Annotated in this window: 14 protein-coding genes; 8 read left to right on the top strand and 6 right to left on the bottom strand. The window is 64.1% G+C overall.

Annotation, left to right across the window (positions count from 1 at the left end; all coding sequences use genetic code 11):
* Entirely contained in the window at window positions 1–381 is a 381-nt protein-coding gene (gene rplL / locus ACEQZ0_RS09570) for a 50S ribosomal protein L7/L12 (RefSeq protein WP_219954804.1), read from the top strand.
* Window positions 382–477: 96 nt separating this feature from the next.
* On the opposite strand, the gene ACEQZ0_RS09565 is transcribed toward rplL, so the two are convergent.
* A complete protein-coding gene (locus ACEQZ0_RS09565; RefSeq protein ID WP_370190626.1) occupies window positions 478–1,143 on the bottom strand; it encodes a hypothetical protein in 666 nt (221 codons plus the stop codon).
* Window positions 1,144–1,420: 277 nt separating this feature from the next.
* On the opposite strand from ACEQZ0_RS09565, the gene ACEQZ0_RS09560 reads away from it, so the two are divergent.
* Window positions 1,421–2,833 (top strand): MATE family efflux transporter, encoded by a 1,413-nt coding sequence (locus ACEQZ0_RS09560; protein WP_370190625.1) that lies wholly within the window; start codon window positions 1,421–1,423, stop codon window positions 2,831–2,833.
* 1 nt (window position 2,834) lies between these two features.
* On the opposite strand, the gene ACEQZ0_RS09555 is transcribed toward ACEQZ0_RS09560, so the two are convergent.
* Window positions 2,835–3,668, bottom strand: coding sequence for a mechanosensitive ion channel family protein (locus ACEQZ0_RS09555; protein WP_370190624.1), 834 nt, complete (start codon window positions 3,666–3,668; stop codon window positions 2,835–2,837).
* Window positions 3,669–3,896: 228 nt separating this feature from the next.
* On the opposite strand from ACEQZ0_RS09555, the gene groES reads away from it, so the two are divergent.
* The 3 genes from groES to ACEQZ0_RS09540 all read left to right on the top strand — a co-directional run bounded on the left by groES (window position 3,897) and on the right by ACEQZ0_RS09540 (window position 6,872).
* On the top strand, window positions 3,897–4,184 hold the full coding sequence (gene groES / locus ACEQZ0_RS09550) for a co-chaperone GroES (protein WP_370190623.1): 288 nt from the start codon (window positions 3,897–3,899) through the stop codon (window positions 4,182–4,184).
* Between the two features lie 96 nt (window positions 4,185–4,280).
* On the top strand, window positions 4,281–5,930 hold the full coding sequence (gene groL, locus ACEQZ0_RS09545; RefSeq protein WP_370190622.1) for a chaperonin GroEL: 1,650 nt from the start codon (window positions 4,281–4,283) through the stop codon (window positions 5,928–5,930).
* 126 nt (window positions 5,931–6,056) lie between these two features.
* Entirely contained in the window at window positions 6,057–6,872 is an 816-nt protein-coding gene (locus tag ACEQZ0_RS09540) for an aspartyl/asparaginyl beta-hydroxylase domain-containing protein (protein ID WP_370190621.1), read from the top strand.
* A gap of 1 nt (window position 6,873) precedes the next feature.
* Here ACEQZ0_RS09540 and ACEQZ0_RS09535 read toward each other — a convergent pair whose 3' ends face one another.
* The 3 genes from ACEQZ0_RS09535 to ACEQZ0_RS09525 are packed head-to-tail and all read right to left on the bottom strand — an operon-like array spanning window position 6,874 to window position 11,768.
* Window positions 6,874–9,081: a DUF305 domain-containing protein gene (locus ACEQZ0_RS09535; RefSeq protein ID WP_370190620.1), complete on the bottom strand. Its 2,208-nt coding sequence runs from the start codon at window positions 9,079–9,081 to the stop codon at window positions 6,874–6,876.
* A 51-nt stretch (window positions 9,082–9,132) separates the two neighbouring features.
* Entirely contained in the window at window positions 9,133–10,419 is a 1,287-nt protein-coding gene (locus tag ACEQZ0_RS09530) for an acyl-CoA dehydrogenase family protein (protein WP_370190619.1), read from the bottom strand.
* The gene (locus ACEQZ0_RS09525; protein WP_370190618.1) at window positions 10,419–11,768 is read right to left on the bottom strand and encodes a phosphotransferase; all 1,350 of its coding nucleotides are present in this window, start codon (window positions 11,766–11,768) and stop codon (window positions 10,419–10,421) included. Before ACEQZ0_RS09525 ends, ACEQZ0_RS09530 begins: the two co-directional genes overlap by 1 nt.
* Before the next feature lie 99 nt (window positions 11,769–11,867).
* On the opposite strand from ACEQZ0_RS09525, the gene ACEQZ0_RS09520 reads away from it, so the two are divergent.
* Both ACEQZ0_RS09520 and ACEQZ0_RS09515 read left to right on the top strand, forming a co-directional pair.
* A complete protein-coding gene (locus ACEQZ0_RS09520) occupies window positions 11,868–12,275 on the top strand; it encodes a host attachment protein (RefSeq protein ID WP_370190617.1) in 408 nt (135 codons plus the stop codon).
* Between the two features lie 184 nt (window positions 12,276–12,459).
* Window positions 12,460–13,437, top strand: coding sequence for a serine hydrolase (locus ACEQZ0_RS09515; protein ID WP_370190616.1), 978 nt, complete (start codon window positions 12,460–12,462; stop codon window positions 13,435–13,437).
* 91 nt (window positions 13,438–13,528) lie between these two features.
* Here the strand turns inward: ACEQZ0_RS09515 and ACEQZ0_RS09510 are convergent, their stop codons facing one another.
* Complete coding sequence (locus tag ACEQZ0_RS09510; RefSeq protein WP_370190615.1) at window positions 13,529–13,780, bottom strand: hypothetical protein; 252 nt, start codon at window positions 13,778–13,780, stop codon at window positions 13,529–13,531.
* Between the two features lie 249 nt (window positions 13,781–14,029).
* On the opposite strand from ACEQZ0_RS09510, the gene polA reads away from it, so the two are divergent.
* A complete protein-coding gene (gene polA, locus ACEQZ0_RS09505) occupies window positions 14,030–16,864 on the top strand; it encodes a DNA polymerase I (RefSeq protein WP_370190614.1) in 2,835 nt (944 codons plus the stop codon).
* Window positions 16,865–16,878 lie beyond the last annotated feature (14 nt).

Below are 16,878 nucleotides of genomic sequence, written 5' to 3'. Positions count from 1 at the left end.
ATGGCCGATATCGCCAAGCTTGTTGAAGAACTGTCGAAGCTGACCGTCATGGAAGCCGCTGAGCTTGCCAAGGCGCTCGAAGAAGAGTGGGGCGTCAGCGCCGCCGCTGCCGTTGCCGTTGCCGGCCCCGCCGCCGGTGGTGCCGATGGTGGCGCCGCTGCCGAAGAAAAGGACGAATTCGACGTCGTCCTGACCGGCGACGGTGGCAAGAAGATCCAGGTCATCAAGGAAGTCCGCGCCATCACCGGTCTGGGCCTCTCGGAAGCCAAGGCTCTCGTCGAAGGCGCGCCCAAGCCGCTCAAGGAAGGCGTCAACAAGGCGGAAGCCGAAGAAATCAAGGGCAAGATCGAAGCAGCCGGCGGTACCGTCGAGCTCAAGTAAGCCATTCGCTTACGCTTCGATCTCGTTCGCGAGATCAGACGAAGGGCGGTGCCGCGCGGCGCCGCCCTTTTTCGTGGCGTCGGCGAACCATAGCGGTCAGGCGAGCTGTACTCGCTCGATCGTGTAAAAGCTCTCCGCCCCGGTTCCCTGTCGGCGCAGCACGATGTGATTGTCCGGCGCCGATGCGCCGGGCGCTTCGGCGACGGATTTTCGCTCTACCCGTTCCATCTCCTCTGGCGACAAGGTCTGGAAGAGGAGCCCCTCATCCGCCGCGAAGACTAGTGCCGCGGGTGCCTGTCCAGACCTGCGCGCCATGAATGTCGCGGCCGGCTCGCTCGTCATATAACCGTGAAGCTCGAGGATCTGGGTCAGCGAATGCGCGAAAGCGACATGGTTGTTGCCCTTGCCATTGTGCCATTTGCACAGCGGCATCAGGTAACAAATGCCCGTAGTGGGCACGGTCCCGTCCTGGTTGGGGGTCATATGCCCACCGACCTGGAAGGCCGGGTGCGAGTGGTCGGGAGTTTGCGGATCGACATAGCAATGGTCGTTGCTACCGACGCCGATACCGAATTGCTGGAGGAGGTAATTCCAGCTCGGATAGCCGGGTATTTTGGGGTCCGAAGTGCTGCCGATGACATTGTAGAGCGACGCCGTGTAGGTCACGACATTTGCGCTCGTCGAAAATAGCCGCTGGCCTTCGAAGCGGTCGACGAACTCCTGCAGCCGGCCGATCGATGCGGTGAGCGCGGATCTGTCCATATTCTCCTCCTGTGCTTGTCTGAGGGCCCGCAACGAAGCCCGTCGCTCACCGGAAAACCAAGCGACCTTGCATCCGGATTGGACCCGTCCCGGCTTGCAGGAAACCTGCATTCCGGTTCAGCGGCGGTGTGCGCCAGCATGCCATTGGCTCCCCGATGGATGGAATGGGCCACGTCAACCTTGTGTGGCCACACGGGCGCAGTGGCCGCGTGTTCTATCGCTGGCGGCGCATTAGCGTTTGAGCCGGCGGTAATCCCCGCCTATCCGGTCCGGCTGCATGACGAACGCAACCGCCATGGAGCCCCTGCCCCATGGCGGTGACGGCTGGCGCACAGAGCTCGGTGCGACGCTGCGGCTGAGCTGGCCGCTGGCGGCCGCGAACCTGTTGCAGATGCTGACCTATGCGGTCGACGTTATCTTCATCGCCCGGCTGGGCGAGGACCAGTTGGCCGCCTCTGCACTGGCGGTGGCGCTGTTCGGCCTCGTCCTCTGGGCGCTTTCGGGCCTGACCGGCGCGGTGGCACCGGTCGCGGCGGCCGAACTGGGCGAGCGCGCGCCTGCCTTGAGGCCGGTTCGACGCTCGGTTCGCATGGCGCTATGGTTGGCGCTGATCTCTGGACTTGGCGGAACCGGCATATGCCTGTTGCTCGGCCCGCTCATGCGGGTGACTGGGCAGGAACCGCAGATCATCGCGCTGGCGGTGACATACAATTCACTGCTGGTAGTCTCGCTGGTGCCGGCGTTGTTCAACAACGTCCTGCGCAGCTTCGTCTCGACGCTCGACAGGCCGATCTTCGCCACTGCGACCACGGCAGCGGGAATCTTCGTCAATGCGCTGGCCAACTACGCTTTCATCTTCGGCAATTTCGGCGCGCCCGAAATGGGTTTGCAGGGCGCAGCGGTTGCCACCCTGATTACCAATCTGGTGACCCTGGCAATCTATATTCTGGCCATTCGGCTCGATCCCAAGCTCCATCGCTATCGGATCTTCGGTCGCTGGTGGTCGCCCGACTGGGCACGCCTGGTCCACATCGCGCGGGTCGGCGCGCCGATCGCACTCACGATCACCGCAGAGGCGGGTATTTTCGGCGCCGCAGCATTCCTAATGGGCAATATCGGCGCGAGCCAGCTCGCCGCACATACGGTGGCGCTGCAGATCGCCGCGCTGGCCTTCCAGGTGCCCTTCGGCGTGGGGCAGGCGGCGACCATCAGGGTCGGCTATTTCTATGGCGCGCGCGACAGCGAGGGAATGAAGCGCGCCGGCTGGACCGCGATCGCCGTGGGTACCGGCTTCATGGTACTGACCGCGCTGGCCATGGTAGTGATCCCCAAGCCGCTGATCGCGATCTACGTCGATCCCTGGGATCCGAAGAACGCGGTACTGGTCGGTTTCGCCCTGCGCTACATCGTCATCGCCGCAGCCTTCCAGCTGTTCGACGGCATGCAGGCGGTCGCTGCGGGCGCGCTGCGCGGGCTGCATGATACGCGCGTGCCGATGTGGATCGCCGCTTTCGCCTATTGGGTTCCGGGCATCGGTACCGCGCTCGTGCTCGGCTTCGCCACCCCGCTCGAGGGTGTCGGCGTATGGATCGGGCTCGCCACGGGGCTGACGGTCGCGGCCGCACTACTCGGCTGGCGCTGGCACCGGCGCGAGGCGCTTGGTCTGACCCTGCGCCCCGCGAGCCGGTAGGTCAGGCCGCCTTCTGCGTGACCTCGCGCTGCGGGAAGGGGATCGAAATGCCGACCGCGTCGAAGCGTGCTTTGGCCGCCTCGGTGAGATCCCAGCTCACCGCGACATAGTCGGCGGTATTGCACCAGACGCGCAGGCCGATGCCGACCGAACTGTCGTCAAGCGAAGCGACGAAGGCGACCGGCGCGGGATCGGCCAGCACACGCTCGTCCGCCGCGGCAAGTGCAAGCAGCTCGTTGCGCGCCTGCTCCATACTGTCGCCATAACCGATGCCGACCTTGAGCTCGAAGCGGCGGGTCGGGTGGCGGTTGAAATTGACGATGGCCTGGTTCCACAGCTCGGAGTTGGGGACCATCACGAACAGCCCGTCGAACTGCTTGATCTCGGTCGTGAACAGGCCGATCTGCTGGACCGTGCCGGTGACCGATCCGGCAATGATGCCCTCGCCGACCTTGAACGGTTTCTGCACCAGGATCATCACCCCCGAGGCCACGTTCGAAAGCGTGCCCTGCAGCGCAAGCCCCACGGCGAGCGCCATGCCACCCAATGCGGCGAGGATGCTGGTCGTCTCGACACCGAATTGGGCAAGCACGGTCACGAGCACCAGCGCCCACAGCGCGTATTTGACGACGTTGGACAGGAAGTTGGCGACCGTGGGCTCGAAGCGCGGCGAACTGCGCATCGCGCGCTCGACCCAGCCAGAAACGATTTTCGCCAGCAGCAGGCCGATGACCAGAACCGCAAAGGCGCCGGCGATGTCCATCATGTTGAGCCGCAACCACAGCCAGATCTGTTCGGGAATCGTCAGGGCAGATATGGTCTGGTCCGTGGTCATTGTTCGGGCGGCCCTCTTGCTTGCCTGTCGGGATGGGTTCGGGGCCACCACATGGGAAGGACCGCCCCCGTTTGCCACCCCCAACGCGGCATGGTCGCAAGAGTTCATTTTTTTGTGCGCCGGACCGTTGACTCGTTTCGGGCGCATCCCCAAATGCGCGGCGCTGGCACTCTCACCGAGTGAGTGCCAACACGTGTTTCATACTCCTAGAAGAGAGAGGTCATCATCATGGCATTTCGTCCGCTGCACGACCGCGTTCTGGTCCGTCGCATCGAAGCCGAAGAGAAGACCGCCGGCGGGATCATCATTCCCGACAGCGCCAAGGAAAAGCCCAGCGAAGGCGAAGTCGTCGCCGTCGGCAACGGCACCAAGGCGGAAGACGGCACGGTCACCCCGCTCGACGTCAAGGCCGGCGATCGCGTGCTGTTCGGCAAGTGGTCGGGCACCGAGGTCAAGCTCGATGGCGAAGACCTGCTGATCATGAAGGAAAGCGACATCATGGGGATCATCGGCTGATGATTTCCGTGTCCCCGCACAGCCGGGGGCCAAAGTCGGATTTGCATGAGACCCCCGCCTCAGCGGGGAATCAGACGAAACAGAAAGGTAACACCAATGGCAGCCAAGGACGTAAAGTTCGGCCGCGACGCGCGAGAAGGCATCCTGCGCGGCGTCGACACCCTCGCCAATGCCGTCAAAGTCACGCTCGGCCCCAAGGGCCGCAACGTCGTGATCGACAAGAGCTTCGGCGCCCCCCGCATCACCAAGGACGGCGTCAGCGTCGCCAAGGAAATCGAACTGAAGGACAAGTTCGAGAACATGGGCGCGCAGATGATCAAGGAAGTCGCATCGAAGGCGAACGACGCCGCCGGTGACGGCACCACCACGGCAACCGTTCTCGCCCAGTCGATCGTGACCGAAGGCATGAAGTCGGTCGCAGCCGGCATGAACCCGATGGACCTCAAGCGCGGCATCGACCTCGCGGTGACCAAGGTCGTCGAAGACCTCAAGGGCCGCTCGAAGGACGTTTCGGGCAGCGAAGAGATCGCCCAAGTCGGCGTGATCTCGGCCAATGGCGACCGTGAAGTCGGCGAGAAGATCGCCGAAGCCATGGAAAAGGTCGGCAAGGAAGGCGTGATCACCGTCGACGAGAGCAAGGGTCTCGAATTCGAGCTCGAAACCGTCGAAGGCATGCAGTTCGACCGCGGCTACCTGTCGCCCTACTTCATCACCAACCCGGAAAAGATGACGGTTGAACTCGAAAACCCGTACATCCTGATCCACGAAAAGAAGCTGTCGAACCTGCAGGCGATGCTGCCGGTGCTCGAAGCGGCCGTCCAGTCGGGCCGTCCGCTGCTGATCATCGCGGAAGACATCGAAGGCGAAGCGCTGGCCACTCTCGTGGTCAACAAGCTGCGCGGCGGCCTCAAGGTCGCAGCCGTGAAGGCTCCGGGCTTCGGCGATCGCCGCAAGGCCATGCTGCAGGACATCGCGATCCTGACGCAGGGCGAAATGATCAGCGAAGACCTCGGCATCAAGCTCGAGAACGTCACGCTGAACATGCTCGGCCAGGCCAAGAAGGTCACCATCGACAAGGACAACACGACCATCGTCGACGGTGCCGGTTCGGAAGACGACATCAAGGCTCGCGTGAACGAAATCCGCACGCAGATCGACAACACCTCGTCGGACTATGACCGTGAAAAGCTGCAGGAACGCCTGGCCAAGCTCGCCGGCGGCGTTGCCGTGATCAAGGTCGGCGGTGCCACCGAAGTCGAAGTGAAGGAGCGCAAGGACCGCGTCGACGACGCGCTGCACGCGACCCGCGCAGCTGTCGAAGAAGGCATCGTCCCGGGCGGCGGTACCGCCCTGCTCTACGCCACCAAGTCGCTCGACGGCCTCGAAGGCGAGAACGACGACCAGACCCGCGGTATCGACATCGTCCGCCGCGCGCTGCAGTCGCCGGTGCGCCAGATTGCCACGAACGCCGGCCATGACGGCGCGGTTGTCGCCGGCAAACTGGTCGACGCCAATGACGAAACGCTCGGCTTCAACGCCGCGACCGACACCTACGAGAACCTCGTGGCTGCCGGCGTGATCGATCCGACCAAGGTGGTGCGTACCGCACTTCAGGACGCCGCTTCGGTGGCCGGCCTGCTGATCACCACCGAAGCCGCCATCGTCGAAAAGCCGGAAGACAAGCCGGCGGCCGGCGGCATGCCCGATATGGGCGGCATGGGCGGCATGGGTGGAATGGGCTTCTAAGCCTTACCGACCAACCGGACAGAACGGGGCCCGGCAGGAGCGATCCTGCCGGGCCTTTTCGTGTGCGGATCGCCCTTGGCGCAATTTTCCAAGCCTTGCGGCCATGCAGCCCCTAGTGTCGACGGCATGAGGGATGGGTATGGAACCCGTTCCCGCACCAACGGTCGCGAGGATGGGTTCGAGCCCACCGCGGTCTCGAACGACAATCCTCCGCAGCCCGAAGCGCGGGAACGCTACACGCGGCCAAGGCAGTCGCCGTTGATCCGCATGGGCAAACGCCTGCGCGCTCCGGTGAACCGATGGTTCGCAAGGCAATCGCTGATCGGCGATGCGCCGGTCCTGCGCGCCGATCATCTGCCCTGCCTTCGCGAATTGCACCGCGACTGGCGCGTGGTGCGAGAGGAACTGCTCCCCTTGCTCGCGGAACGCCGGTCGATCCCCGCCTTCGGCAAGATTTCCCCCGACCACCGCCGCATCGCCAATAGCTCGGCCTGGAAGAGTTTCTTCTTCGAAGGCTATGGATTCAAGGCGCGGCAGAATCGCGCACGCTGCCCGCAAACCGCGGCGATGCTGGACCGGATACCGGGTCTCGTCGTCGCCTTTTTCTCGATCATGGAACCCGGCACCCATGTCCCGCGCCACCGCGGGCTGACCAAGGCCTGGCTCAACTGCCATCTCGGCCTGTCGGTGCCCGCGGGACAGGGACGTTGCGAAATGGAGGTCGACGGCAAACCGGTGCGCTGGATCGAAGGCGAATGGCTCGTCTTCGACGAGACCAATGCGCACGAGGTGTGGAACGAGACCTGCGAGCCCCGCGTGGTGCTGTTCCTGCAGGTCCGCCGCCCGATGCGCTGGCCGGGCCGCCTGGCGGCCCGGCTGCTCTATGAAATCATCCGGCGGACGGGCTTCGTCCAGGATGTGAAAAAGGCGATCGGAGCCTAGCTCATCCGCCCTTCCGGCTGGCGTCTGCTGCAGCCACCAGTGCTTCGGGCCAGGTGACCTGGGTCTGCGTCTGCGGGTTGAACAGGTCGCCGGGATAGATCGCGCCTTCGGCGGCAGCGATCTCTGCCGCAGTCAGATATTCGCTCGGCTCGAGGGCGAATACGTCGAGCCCCCGGCTGATCTCGGTCGCGTAGATGCGGCCCTTGTACCAATAGGCCGACCAGTACCCTCCGGTGACGAGCTGGTCCTTGTCGATCGGCCCGCGGTCGAAATAGGCGATCTCGTGGATGTCCTCGGGATCGGTGAAGTCGATCACGCTGATGCCGCCCTGGTACCATGCCTGGACGAAGATATCGCGCCCCGGAACGGGGATGATCGAGCCGTTGTGCGCGACGCAGTTCTCCTTGTCGCCCTGCGGCGCGGGCAGCTTGTAGGTGCCACGGTAGACCAGCTTGCCGTTCTCGATCCCGTAGAAGGCGTCGGCACCCCAGTTCGTCGGGTCGCCCGCCTGGCAGCGCGGCCGCCCACCGCCACCCCATTCGTCGGTGAACAGCACCTTGGTGCCGTCGTTGTTGAAAGTGGCCGAATGCCAATAGGCGAAGCCCTTGTCGGTGACGTCGTCGATGCGCACCGGCTTCAGCGGATTCGCGATGTCGAGGATGATGCCGTTGCCCGAGCAGGCCCCGGCCGCGAGGTTCTTGGCCGGGAAGACGGTAATGTCGTGGCACATGTCGGTGCGATAGGTGTCCTGCGTGCCCTCGCCATGGTCGCCGCCGCGCCACAGCCCGGCGATCTCGCCATCCTTGGCAAAGACTCGCGGCCGGTCGACGATGCGCGCCTTCGAGGGATCGGCCACCGGAATTTCGATCACGTCGATGCTGAACAGCGCGGTGTTGTCGCCCCCGACTTCATAGCAGCCCTCCAGCTCTTCATCGTCGCGGACGTAGCTGGTGCCCGAATTGTAGACCACCAGCCGCTTGTCGTCAGCCGCGACGATCGAGTGCGTGTGGCTGCCGCGGCAGGTCTGGACCTGCCCGACCTGGCGCGGACGGGTGATGTCCGAAATGTCGAAGATGCGGATGCCCCGGAAACGCTCGGCGCTGACCTTGTCGTCGATGCCCTGCAAGCCGCAATCGACGCGCGCGCGGCTATCCTGCACGCTCATCACGAGCAGATCGCCCGCGATCGAGACGTCGCCCTGCCCGCCGGGACACACGACCGAGCTCACCAGCTGCGGCACCCCGTCCTCGCCGAGACGATAGGCATTGAAGCCGTGATAGCTGCCCGCAACGAGCATATCTCCCGAGAAAGCCATGTCGGTGAAAGCGAAGCTCAGCAGCGAGCCGCGTTCGCCGAACTGGGGCTTGTCCTCTTCCGCCTCTTCGCCTTCCTCGCGTGGCGACTTGGCGGCCTCCTTTTCGTCCTCGTCCTTTTTCTCCTTGAGCGGCTTGAGCTGCGCCGGATTTTCCGGATCGAAGAATCCGGCCGGTTTTTCGAGGCTGGCGACCTTGCGCAGGTTCGAAATCGCCTCGCCCGCGTCACGGAAGCCGGGCTCGAGCGTGGCACGCGGATCGGTCGAGAGCGTGGCAAGCGTCGCATTCATCCGGTCGATCTCCGCCTTCTGGTCGGTCACGACATCGTTGGTGAATTCGAACATCACCGGGTCGTAGGCGCTGCCAGGCATGTGGTGGAGATCGTCGACCATGGTCACCGCACCGCGGTGGTGCTCGACCATCAGCTGCAGGAACAGGCGATCGAAGGCGGTGCCATTCGAGGCGGCAAGCTCGCGCATCTGCTCGGGAGAGGCCATACCCTTCATCGTGTGGTGTGCATGGCCCATGCCCGGCATTGCGACCTCGAGATTGCGGTCCTCGAGCCAGGAGCGCATGAACTTCATCTCGTCCTTCTGGCCCGCCTCGATCCGGTCCGCGGTCTTGAGGATCGCCTCGTTATTGGTGCGCTCCTTGACCAGCTTGGCCATCTCGACCGCCTGCTGGTGGTGGACGATCATCCCTTGCATGAAGGCGACGTCGGCGGGCGAAAAGCGCGTATCGGACAGCGCGATCGCCTGCTTGGCATCGATCACGCGGGGCGCCTCTCCCGGTGCGCCCGGGAGCACGATGGGTGTGGACTGGGCGGCAATCGGGGCGGCAGTCGCCAGCAGGGTGGCGACCAGCGAAAGGCGTAGGATCATTGTGTTCTCCCTCATTTGGGTGCGAGGGCTAGCATGCCGACCCGGCATGGCAATGCCGTTCGTCGATCAGCCGTATTTGCCGCGCCTGGGCCCGAGGTAGCCGAACAGATAGGCGCCGACCTTGCGCATCTGGATCTCCTCGGCCCCTTCGGTGATGCGATAGCGGCGGTGGTGGCGATAGATGTGCTCGAACGGCTTGTGCCGCGAATAACCGATCCCGCCATGCACCTGCATCGCCCGGTCGGCGGCCTGGCACACCAGCCGGTTCGCCCAGTAATTGCACATGGAGACCTTGTCGGAGATCGTCTTCTCGATCTCCTCATGCGGCATGTTATCCATTTCCCAGGCGGTCTTGTAGATCAGCAGGCGGAGCATCTCGCATTGCGTGGCGAGCTCGACCAGCGGAAACTGGATCGCCTGGTTCTTCGCCAGCTCCTCGCCGAAAGGCTTGCGCTCGCGCGCGTAGCGGACGCTTTCCTCGATGCAGTAACTCGCCGCACCGAGACTGCTCGCCGCCTGGCGGATGCGATTTTGATGGACGAAGCTCTGCGCCAGCGCGAGCCCGCGGCCCTCGACGCCGAGGATCGCGCTGTCGGGTACCCACACATTGTTGACCGACAGGCGCGGGTGGTCGGTGGGCATGTTGAAGGTCCACAACCATTCCTCGATTTCCAGCCCCGGCGTTGGATTGGGCACGAGGAAGCAGGTGATCCCGCTGGCATCGCCATCCTTGCCGCCGGTGCGCGCGAACATGGCGCAATGCGTGGCGACATGCATGCCGGTGATCCACATCTTCTCGCCGTCGATCCGCCAGCCATCGACCCCGTCGCGCGTTTCGCGCACCGCCCGGGTTTCCATCCATGTTGCGTCGCTGCCGTGGTCGGGCTCGGTCAGGCCGAAGGCGACGCGGCGCGTGCCCTCGAACCCGCCCTCGATGAATTCCTGCTTCTGCTCTTCGGTGCCAAACGTCTCGAACATGGCGACGAAGGGGAAATTGCCGACGATCGAATGCTCGTTCTGGAGATCGTTGTGAAGGCCCAGCCCACGCTGGGCGAAGCGGTCGCGGATCACCGCCATCCACAGGTTGGAGCCGTCCTTGCCGCCATATTTCTTCGGCGCGGAAAAGCGCCAGTGGCCCGCCTCGTCCGCCGCCTTGCGCGCCTGCCGCAACAGATCCTCCCAATCGGGGTTGGGCAGGCCCCCGCGCTCCCAGTCGGTGCGTGCGTCTTCGCGGCGGTGGTCGAAAAAACGGATATTGTCGTCCTTCGCGACGAGCGGCTCGATCGTGCTTTCGATGAATGCCTCGAGCTCGGTATAATAATCCTCCAGCGCCTGCGGTATCGCGAAATCCATCAGTCCTCTCCCATCCATAGCGTCCGCGCCCGGGCGAGCATCGGATATTTGGGCACGTCGGCGGCCAGTTTGTCGAGCGCGGCGCGGCGCAGCCGGGCGAGCATGCCGGGGCTTGCCAGCGATTTCCCGCCGGCTAGCAATTCGCGCGCTAGTGCCGCATCTTCGACCTGCATCGCACCCGCATCATTGCGCGCAATCATCCCCAGCGCGTTGCGCGCGACCGCCAGCTGGAAGCGGTCATGGCCTTCCATGCGCTCCTTCACCGTGCCCAGCCATTCGGCAATGGCGGTGGCCAATTCGCCCGCGCTCGCCTCGCCCAATGGCTCCGCGACGTCGGCTGCGCGGGGGACGGGTCGCAGGCGCTCCTCCTCGGGTGCGTCCTCCTCGATCAGCAATAACAGGTCGAGCTCCTGCTCGCTTGTCCGCCGCGAGATCACCACCCTTTCGAGCATGCGGTCATCGCCGCTGCGCCAGAAGCTCGCCATGCGCAGGCAGCCGAGCACCCACCAGACGGTGCGATAAACCATCCAGAAGCGGAACCGTTCGCGATCGACACCGACGCCGCTGGCTGCCTCATAGGCAGCCAGATAGTCCTCCAGCGGCCCCAGCCCCAATGCGGGCCGTTCGACTCGCGAGAATCGCCACACCGCCATGCAGCCGAAGGCGAGGTCTTCGTGACGGTCCCCGAAATGGGCAAGTTCCCAGTCGAGTACACCCGTGAGGTGCGAATCCTCGGCGAGAATATTGCCGAGACGATAGTCGCCATGGTTGAGTACCGGCTCGACCGGCTCGGGCAGATTGTCCTGCAGCCACTTCAGCCCCAGCGCAATGATCGGGCGGTCCGCGCCAGCCTCTTCGAATTGCTCGGCGAGACCCGCGACCGCGTCGGCATAGTCCATCTCGGGAACATCGCCAGGCAACGACTTGCGGTTCAGCGAATGGATCCGCGCAAGGTCCTGCGCCACTTCGCGCAGCAGCTGGGCCGGATCGCCCATTTCCAGGATTGCCCGCGGATCGGGCGTTCCGGGCAGCGCGCGCATGACAAAACCGCTGCCGATGCCGTCATCGGGCGTCAGTTCGACCACCACTTCGGGCGCGGTCACCCCGGCTCGGTGCGCTGCGCGTATGATCGCCGCTTCGGTCGCGTGGCCAAAGGGTCGTCCCGCCATGAACGAGAGGCTCGGCGCGCGCCGCAGGACGAAGTCTTCGCCTCCACTCGAAAATCGCCAGCTCTCCATCGTCGCACCGCCGGTCAGGCGCCGCAGCCCTTCAGGCGCAGGCAGGCTGACCCGCGCGAGCGCGTTGGCCAATCCGCGTTCGAGCGCCCCCGCGATTTCAGTCTCTCCCATGCAACCTATCTGTGCCCCGTTTCGCCGAGCGGCTCAACCCCGGACCTCTCCGCCGACTGGCACGTTGTCCTGTCGAGAAACGATAGAGGAGACCATCCCATGCGCCTTCCCAACAACGCCCATGTCGCGATCGTCGACGGCGAGAACTTCACCGTGATGCGCAATACGGGCAAACCCTTCGAGCCGCGTCTGGTCGCCGCCGAGCGGCCCCAGCTCGATGCCACCAATTTCAGCGCGGGCGTGAAGCATCAGGACCACGTCGGGCAGCAGATCGGCCGGACCGATCTCGAGGAGCTGGCCCATGGCGCTGCGGCGGCAGAGTGGCTCAACGCCAAGTCGATCGCCGGTGAAATCACCGATGTCCTCGTGATCGCGGACCCGAAGACGCTGGGCGAAATGCGGCGGCACTACCATGCCGAGCTGGAAAAGCGCCTTGTCGGCGAAATCGACAAGACCCTCTCGGGCGCGTCGACGGCGCAAATCGAACAGGCCATTGCCAAAGCATAGGCGCAATCGCGCAGGCCCATTCGCAACAAGACGCATGCCGAACCTGTCCCACGCGCAACACTTTTCGTCGCGCGGAGGCTTGTGTGCTACCCTCAGCTTTGCATTAAGCTTCGCCTAACCACGCGGGGTGTACAGGGTCGGTATGCGAAAAGGACTGTTTGGACGACTGGCAGCAATCGGGGCGATGCTTATCGCGACCCCGGCGCTGGCCAATGATGGCGGTTTCGAGAGCCAATTCGATACGGTGCTGGGCACCGAGGTACGCACTCCGCAGGCGTACGAATCGCTGTTCAGCTCGCCGCTCGAACGGCAGATCGCGCAATTGGCTGACGGTTCGAACGGACGCATCGGCGTCTATGCCATCGACCTGTCGACCGGACGCGAGGTGGGTATCTTGGCGGACCAGCGCTTTCCGATGGCCAGCACGAGCAAGGTGGCGATCGCTGCAACCTTTCTTGCCGGTGTCGACGCAGGGCGTTGGAGCCTGACCACCGAGTATCGCCTGCCTCGGCCCGGCGGCGCTTACCTGCCTGCCTATCAGCACCTCAGCCTGATGATCAGCAAGAGCTGCAACGACTGCACCGATGCGCTGCTTAACGCAGTGGGCGGTCCGCGCGCGGTCAACAAGTGGGTGCGCGATGCTGGCATCGAGGGATTCGAACTGACCCGCGACATTGCCACGCTGATCCGCGAGGACGGTCGAACCGATCCTGCGTGGACCGTGGTGACCGATGACAGCGCTACGCCGCGTGCCATGGGCAAGCTGTTGAGTGGAATCTATCAGGGCAAGTGGCTCAGCGAGCATTCGCGCCGCGTGCTGCTCGACGCGATGGAGGAAACCACCACCGGCAAGCACCGCATGCGATCGGTTCTCCCGGCCAGTGCCAACCTTGCCCACAAGACCGGAACGCTCGCCAGGACGGCCAGCGATATCGGCATCTTCCACACGCCCGACGGTCGCGCGATCGCGGTCGCGATCTACGTCACCGGACAAAGCCCCTCGATGGCCATCGAAAACGGCAGCCGCGGACAAAAGCTCGAGGCGCGGGCCAATCGCGATGCGCGCATTTCGAGCATCACCCAGGCTCTTTACCACGGCTTCTGGCGCAACGAGGTCGACGATGGCCGCAATTGGGCGAGTGCCGAATACGGCGGCGAATAGTCCTGTGCATGACGGACAATGAAAAAGGGCGGCGCCGGATGGCACCGCCCTTTCTGTTCGTGAACGCAAACCGTTCGCGAAGCGGGTCCGATTAGTCGGCCTGAGCTTCGGCGGTGGTTTCGCCTTCGACAGCAGCTTCGGTTTCGGCAGCAGCTTCGTCTGCGGTCGCAGCAACGTCTTCAGCGCCGGCTTCCATGGCGTCGCCAGCGGCTTCCATGTTGGCTTCGGTGTCGGCAGCGGCGTTTTCGGCGGTTGCTTCAGCAGCGTCTTCGGTGGCTTCCGAGCAAGCGGCGAGCGTCAGGGCAGCGGCCGAAGCAGCAGCGAAAAGTGCGATCTTGCGCATAGTTCTAATTCCTTGAACAGCGAGTTTGGATGCGGTTCGTAGGGCATCAGCCCCCTCCCCGCGCGAGTCCCGAATTGGGGCCTCACAGTGTCTAAATAATGGCCGAATTGGGGCACCGCAAGCGGATTCGACCCGATTGCGTCATATTCTTGCCATAATTGGGGCCGCATCCGCTCTATTCTGAGGTTTGCACAAGAGAGGAAAAATCGCGCTCCCCATCACGGCACGCCATTGCTAAGCCGCTCCGCAATGGCTGATACACCGCATCTCTACCTGGTCGATGGTTCGGCCTACATCTTCCGTGCCTACCATCGCCTGCCCCCGCTTACCGATCCTCAAGGCACGCCGGTGGGCGCGGTCTACGGTTATACCACCATGCTGTGGAAGCTCGCCGAGGATTTGCACAAGGCCGATGGGCCGACCCATCTGGCCGTCATCCTCGACAAGTCGAGCCACAGCTTCCGCAACGAGATTTTCGACCAGTACAAGGCGCATCGTCCCGATCCGCCCGAAGACCTGGTGCCGCAGTTCCCGCTGATTCGCCACGCCACGCGTGCCTTCAGCCTGCCCTGCATCGAGGAGGCCGGTGTCGAGGCCGACGATATGATCGCCTCTTATGCGCGGGCCGCGCAGGACCAGGGCTGGAACGTCACCATCGTCTCTTCGGACAAGGATCTGATGCAGCTCGTCGGCGAGAAGAAGGGCGCGCGGATCGACATGCTCGATACGATGAAGAACGCGCGCATCTATATCGAGGAAGTCGAAGACAAGTTCGGCGTGCCGCCCGAGAAGGTCGGCGACGTACTCGCGCTGATGGGCGATTCGGTCGACAACATCCCGGGCATCTTCGGAGTCGGGCCGAAGACCGCAAGCAAGCTGATAGCCGAGCACGGCGACCTCGCCGCCGCGCTCGATGCCGCGGCGGACATGAAGAAGAGCAAGCTCAAGGAACGGCTGCTCGAACATCGTGCCGATGCCGAGATGAGCCGCATACTCGTCACTCTCAAGGAAGACTGCCCGCTCCCCATCTCGCTCGACGATATGAAACTCGAAGGAGTGCCCCACGAGCCGCTGGCGGAATTCCTCTCAAAACACGGCTTCACCAGCCTCCTGAAGCGGCTCGACGCCGGCACCGGCAGCCCGTCGCGCACGACCGATCTCGACCCGGCGAAGCAAGACACGACCGGCGCGGCCGCGAGCAGCGAAGGCAATCGCCAGCCGTTGCCCGATTTTCCGTCCGTCGACCGGTCGTCCTATGAGTGCGTCCAGACGATCGAGCGGCTTGAGCAGTGGATAGAGCGAGCTCTGGCTGCGCGGCTCGTGGCTGTCGATACCGAGACCAGCAGCCTCGATGCCATACGCGCGGATCTCGTCGGTGTCAGCCTGGCGATCGGCGCCAATGACGCGTGCTATATCCCGCTGGGTCATGGCGGCAGCGACATGTTCGCCGAGAAGCCCGAGCAGATCGACAAGGCCGCTGCGCTCGCCGCGTTGCGCCCCTTGCTGACCAGCGACGCCGTGCTGAAGGTCTTCCACAACGGGAAATACGATCTCAACGTCTTTGCGCGCAACGGGGTGGAGGTATCGCCGATCGACGACACGATGATCATCAGCTTCGATCTCGATGCCGGTCGCCAGCTCGACGGGATCGGTGGCGGCCACGGAATGGACGAGCTCGCCGAACGCCACCTGGGCCACACCTGCCTCAGCTTCAAGGAAATCTGCGGCACCGGGAGGAAAGCGATCCCCTTCGGCGAGGTCCCGCTCGACCGGGCGACCGAATATGCAGCCGAAGATGCCGACGTCACCTGGCGCCTCTATCAGCATCTGAAACCTCGGCTCGCGACCGAAGGCGGCACGCGGATCTACGAGCGGGTCGACCGGCCGCTGGTCCCGGTCGTCGCGCAGATGGAACGCCACGGGATCGAGGTCGATCGCACGCGGCTGGCCAAGCTGTCCGAGGAATTCGCCCACGAGACTGCGCGGCTGGAAAAGGAAATTCATGCGATTGCCGGCACCGAATTCACCGTCGGCAGTCCCAAGCAGCTCGGCGAAGTGTTGTTCGACAGGCTCGGCTACAGGGGCGGCAAGAAAGGCAAGAGCGGCCAGTATTCGACCGACCAGAGCGTGCTCGAACGTCTTTCAGGCGACGGTGCGGAGATTGCTGGCAAGGTGCTTGAGTGGCGCCAGTTGGCCAAGCTCAAGAGCACCTATACCGACGCGCTGCAGGAAGCGATCAACCCCGAAACCGGGCGGGTCCATACCAGCTACAGCCTTGTCGGTGCGCAAACCGGTCGCCTGTCCTCGACCGACCCGAACCTGCAGAACATTCCGATCCGGACCGAAATCGGCCGCCAGATTCGCGACGCCTTCGTCGCCCGGCAAGGCCATGTCCTGCTCGCCGCCGACTATTCGCAGATCGAACTCCGCCTCGCGGCGCATATGGCTGACGTGCCCACGCTCAAGGAAGCCTTCGCCAATGGCGAGGACATCCATGCGCGGACGGCGACCGAGATGTTCGGCGAAGTCAATCGCGACACGCGCGGCCGGGCCAAGACGATCAATTTCGCGATCCTCTATGGCATTTCACGTTGGGGTCTCGCCGGACGGCTCGGCGTCGAGCCCGACGAGGCGCAGGCCATGATCGACACCTATTTCCAGCGTTTCCCCGGAATCCAGAAATATATCGTTCGAACGCTCGAGGACGTGCGCGAACACGGCTACTCGGAAACGCTCTTCGGACGCAAGACTTGGTTCCCGCGGATTTCCTCCAAGAATCAGGCCGAAAGGCAGGGCAGTGAGCGCGCGGCGATCAACGCGCCCATCCAGGGGACCAGCGCCGACATCATCAAGCGCGCGATGGCGCGCATGATGCCCGCACTCGAAGAGGCAGGCCTCGGCCATGTGCGCATGCTGCTGCAGGTCCATGACGAACTGGTCTTCGAACTGCCCGAAGCCGACGTCGAAGCCGCTTCCGAGGTCATCGAGCGCGTGATGGCCGGCGCTGCCGAACCGGCGGTGAAGCTGGACGTTCCCCTCGGGGTAGAGATAGGCACGGGCAAAAGCTGGGGGGCGGCACACTGACCGAGATCGACGAA

It is taken from the genome of Qipengyuania sp., from assembly GCF_964227205.1.
Classification (GTDB): Bacteria; Pseudomonadota; Alphaproteobacteria; order Sphingomonadales; family Sphingomonadaceae; genus Qipengyuania.
The sequence above is the reverse complement of the archived record's forward strand: the minus strand, read 5'-3'. Positions and strand labels throughout refer to the sequence as shown.

Excerpts from the sequence above, each read along its gene's own strand:
- groES (WP_370190623.1), top strand. The coding sequence starts at position 3,897 with ATGGCATTTCGTCCGCTGCACGACCGCGTTCTGGTCCGTCGCATCGAA.
- groL (WP_370190622.1), top strand. The coding sequence starts at position 4,281 with ATGGCAGCCAAGGACGTAAAGTTCGGCCGCGACGCGCGAGAAGGCATC.
- ACEQZ0_RS09515 (WP_370190616.1), top strand. The coding sequence starts at position 12,460 with ATGCTTATCGCGACCCCGGCGCTGGCCAATGATGGCGGTTTCGAGAGC.
- ACEQZ0_RS09535 (WP_370190620.1), bottom strand. The coding sequence starts at position 9,081 with ATGAGGGAGAACACAATGATCCTACGCCTTTCGCTGGTCGCCACCCTG.
- ACEQZ0_RS09510 (WP_370190615.1), bottom strand. The coding sequence starts at position 13,780 with ATGCGCAAGATCGCACTTTTCGCTGCTGCTTCGGCCGCTGCCCTGACG.
- ACEQZ0_RS09560 (WP_370190625.1), top strand. The coding sequence starts at position 1,421 with ATGACGAACGCAACCGCCATGGAGCCCCTGCCCCATGGCGGTGACGGC.
- polA (WP_370190614.1), top strand. The coding sequence starts at position 14,030 with ATGGCTGATACACCGCATCTCTACCTGGTCGATGGTTCGGCCTACATC.
- ACEQZ0_RS09565 (WP_370190626.1), bottom strand. The coding sequence starts at position 1,143 with ATGGACAGATCCGCGCTCACCGCATCGATCGGCCGGCTGCAGGAGTTC.
- ACEQZ0_RS09540 (WP_370190621.1), top strand. The coding sequence starts at position 6,057 with ATGAGGGATGGGTATGGAACCCGTTCCCGCACCAACGGTCGCGAGGAT.
- ACEQZ0_RS09530 (WP_370190619.1), bottom strand. The coding sequence starts at position 10,419 with ATGGATTTCGCGATACCGCAGGCGCTGGAGGATTATTATACCGAGCTC.
- ACEQZ0_RS09525 (WP_370190618.1), bottom strand. The coding sequence starts at position 11,768 with ATGGGAGAGACTGAAATCGCGGGGGCGCTCGAACGCGGATTGGCCAAC.
- ACEQZ0_RS09555 (WP_370190624.1), bottom strand. The coding sequence starts at position 3,668 with ATGACCACGGACCAGACCATATCTGCCCTGACGATTCCCGAACAGATC.
- rplL (WP_219954804.1), top strand. The coding sequence starts at position 1 with ATGGCCGATATCGCCAAGCTTGTTGAAGAACTGTCGAAGCTGACCGTC.
- ACEQZ0_RS09520 (WP_370190617.1), top strand. The coding sequence starts at position 11,868 with ATGCGCCTTCCCAACAACGCCCATGTCGCGATCGTCGACGGCGAGAAC.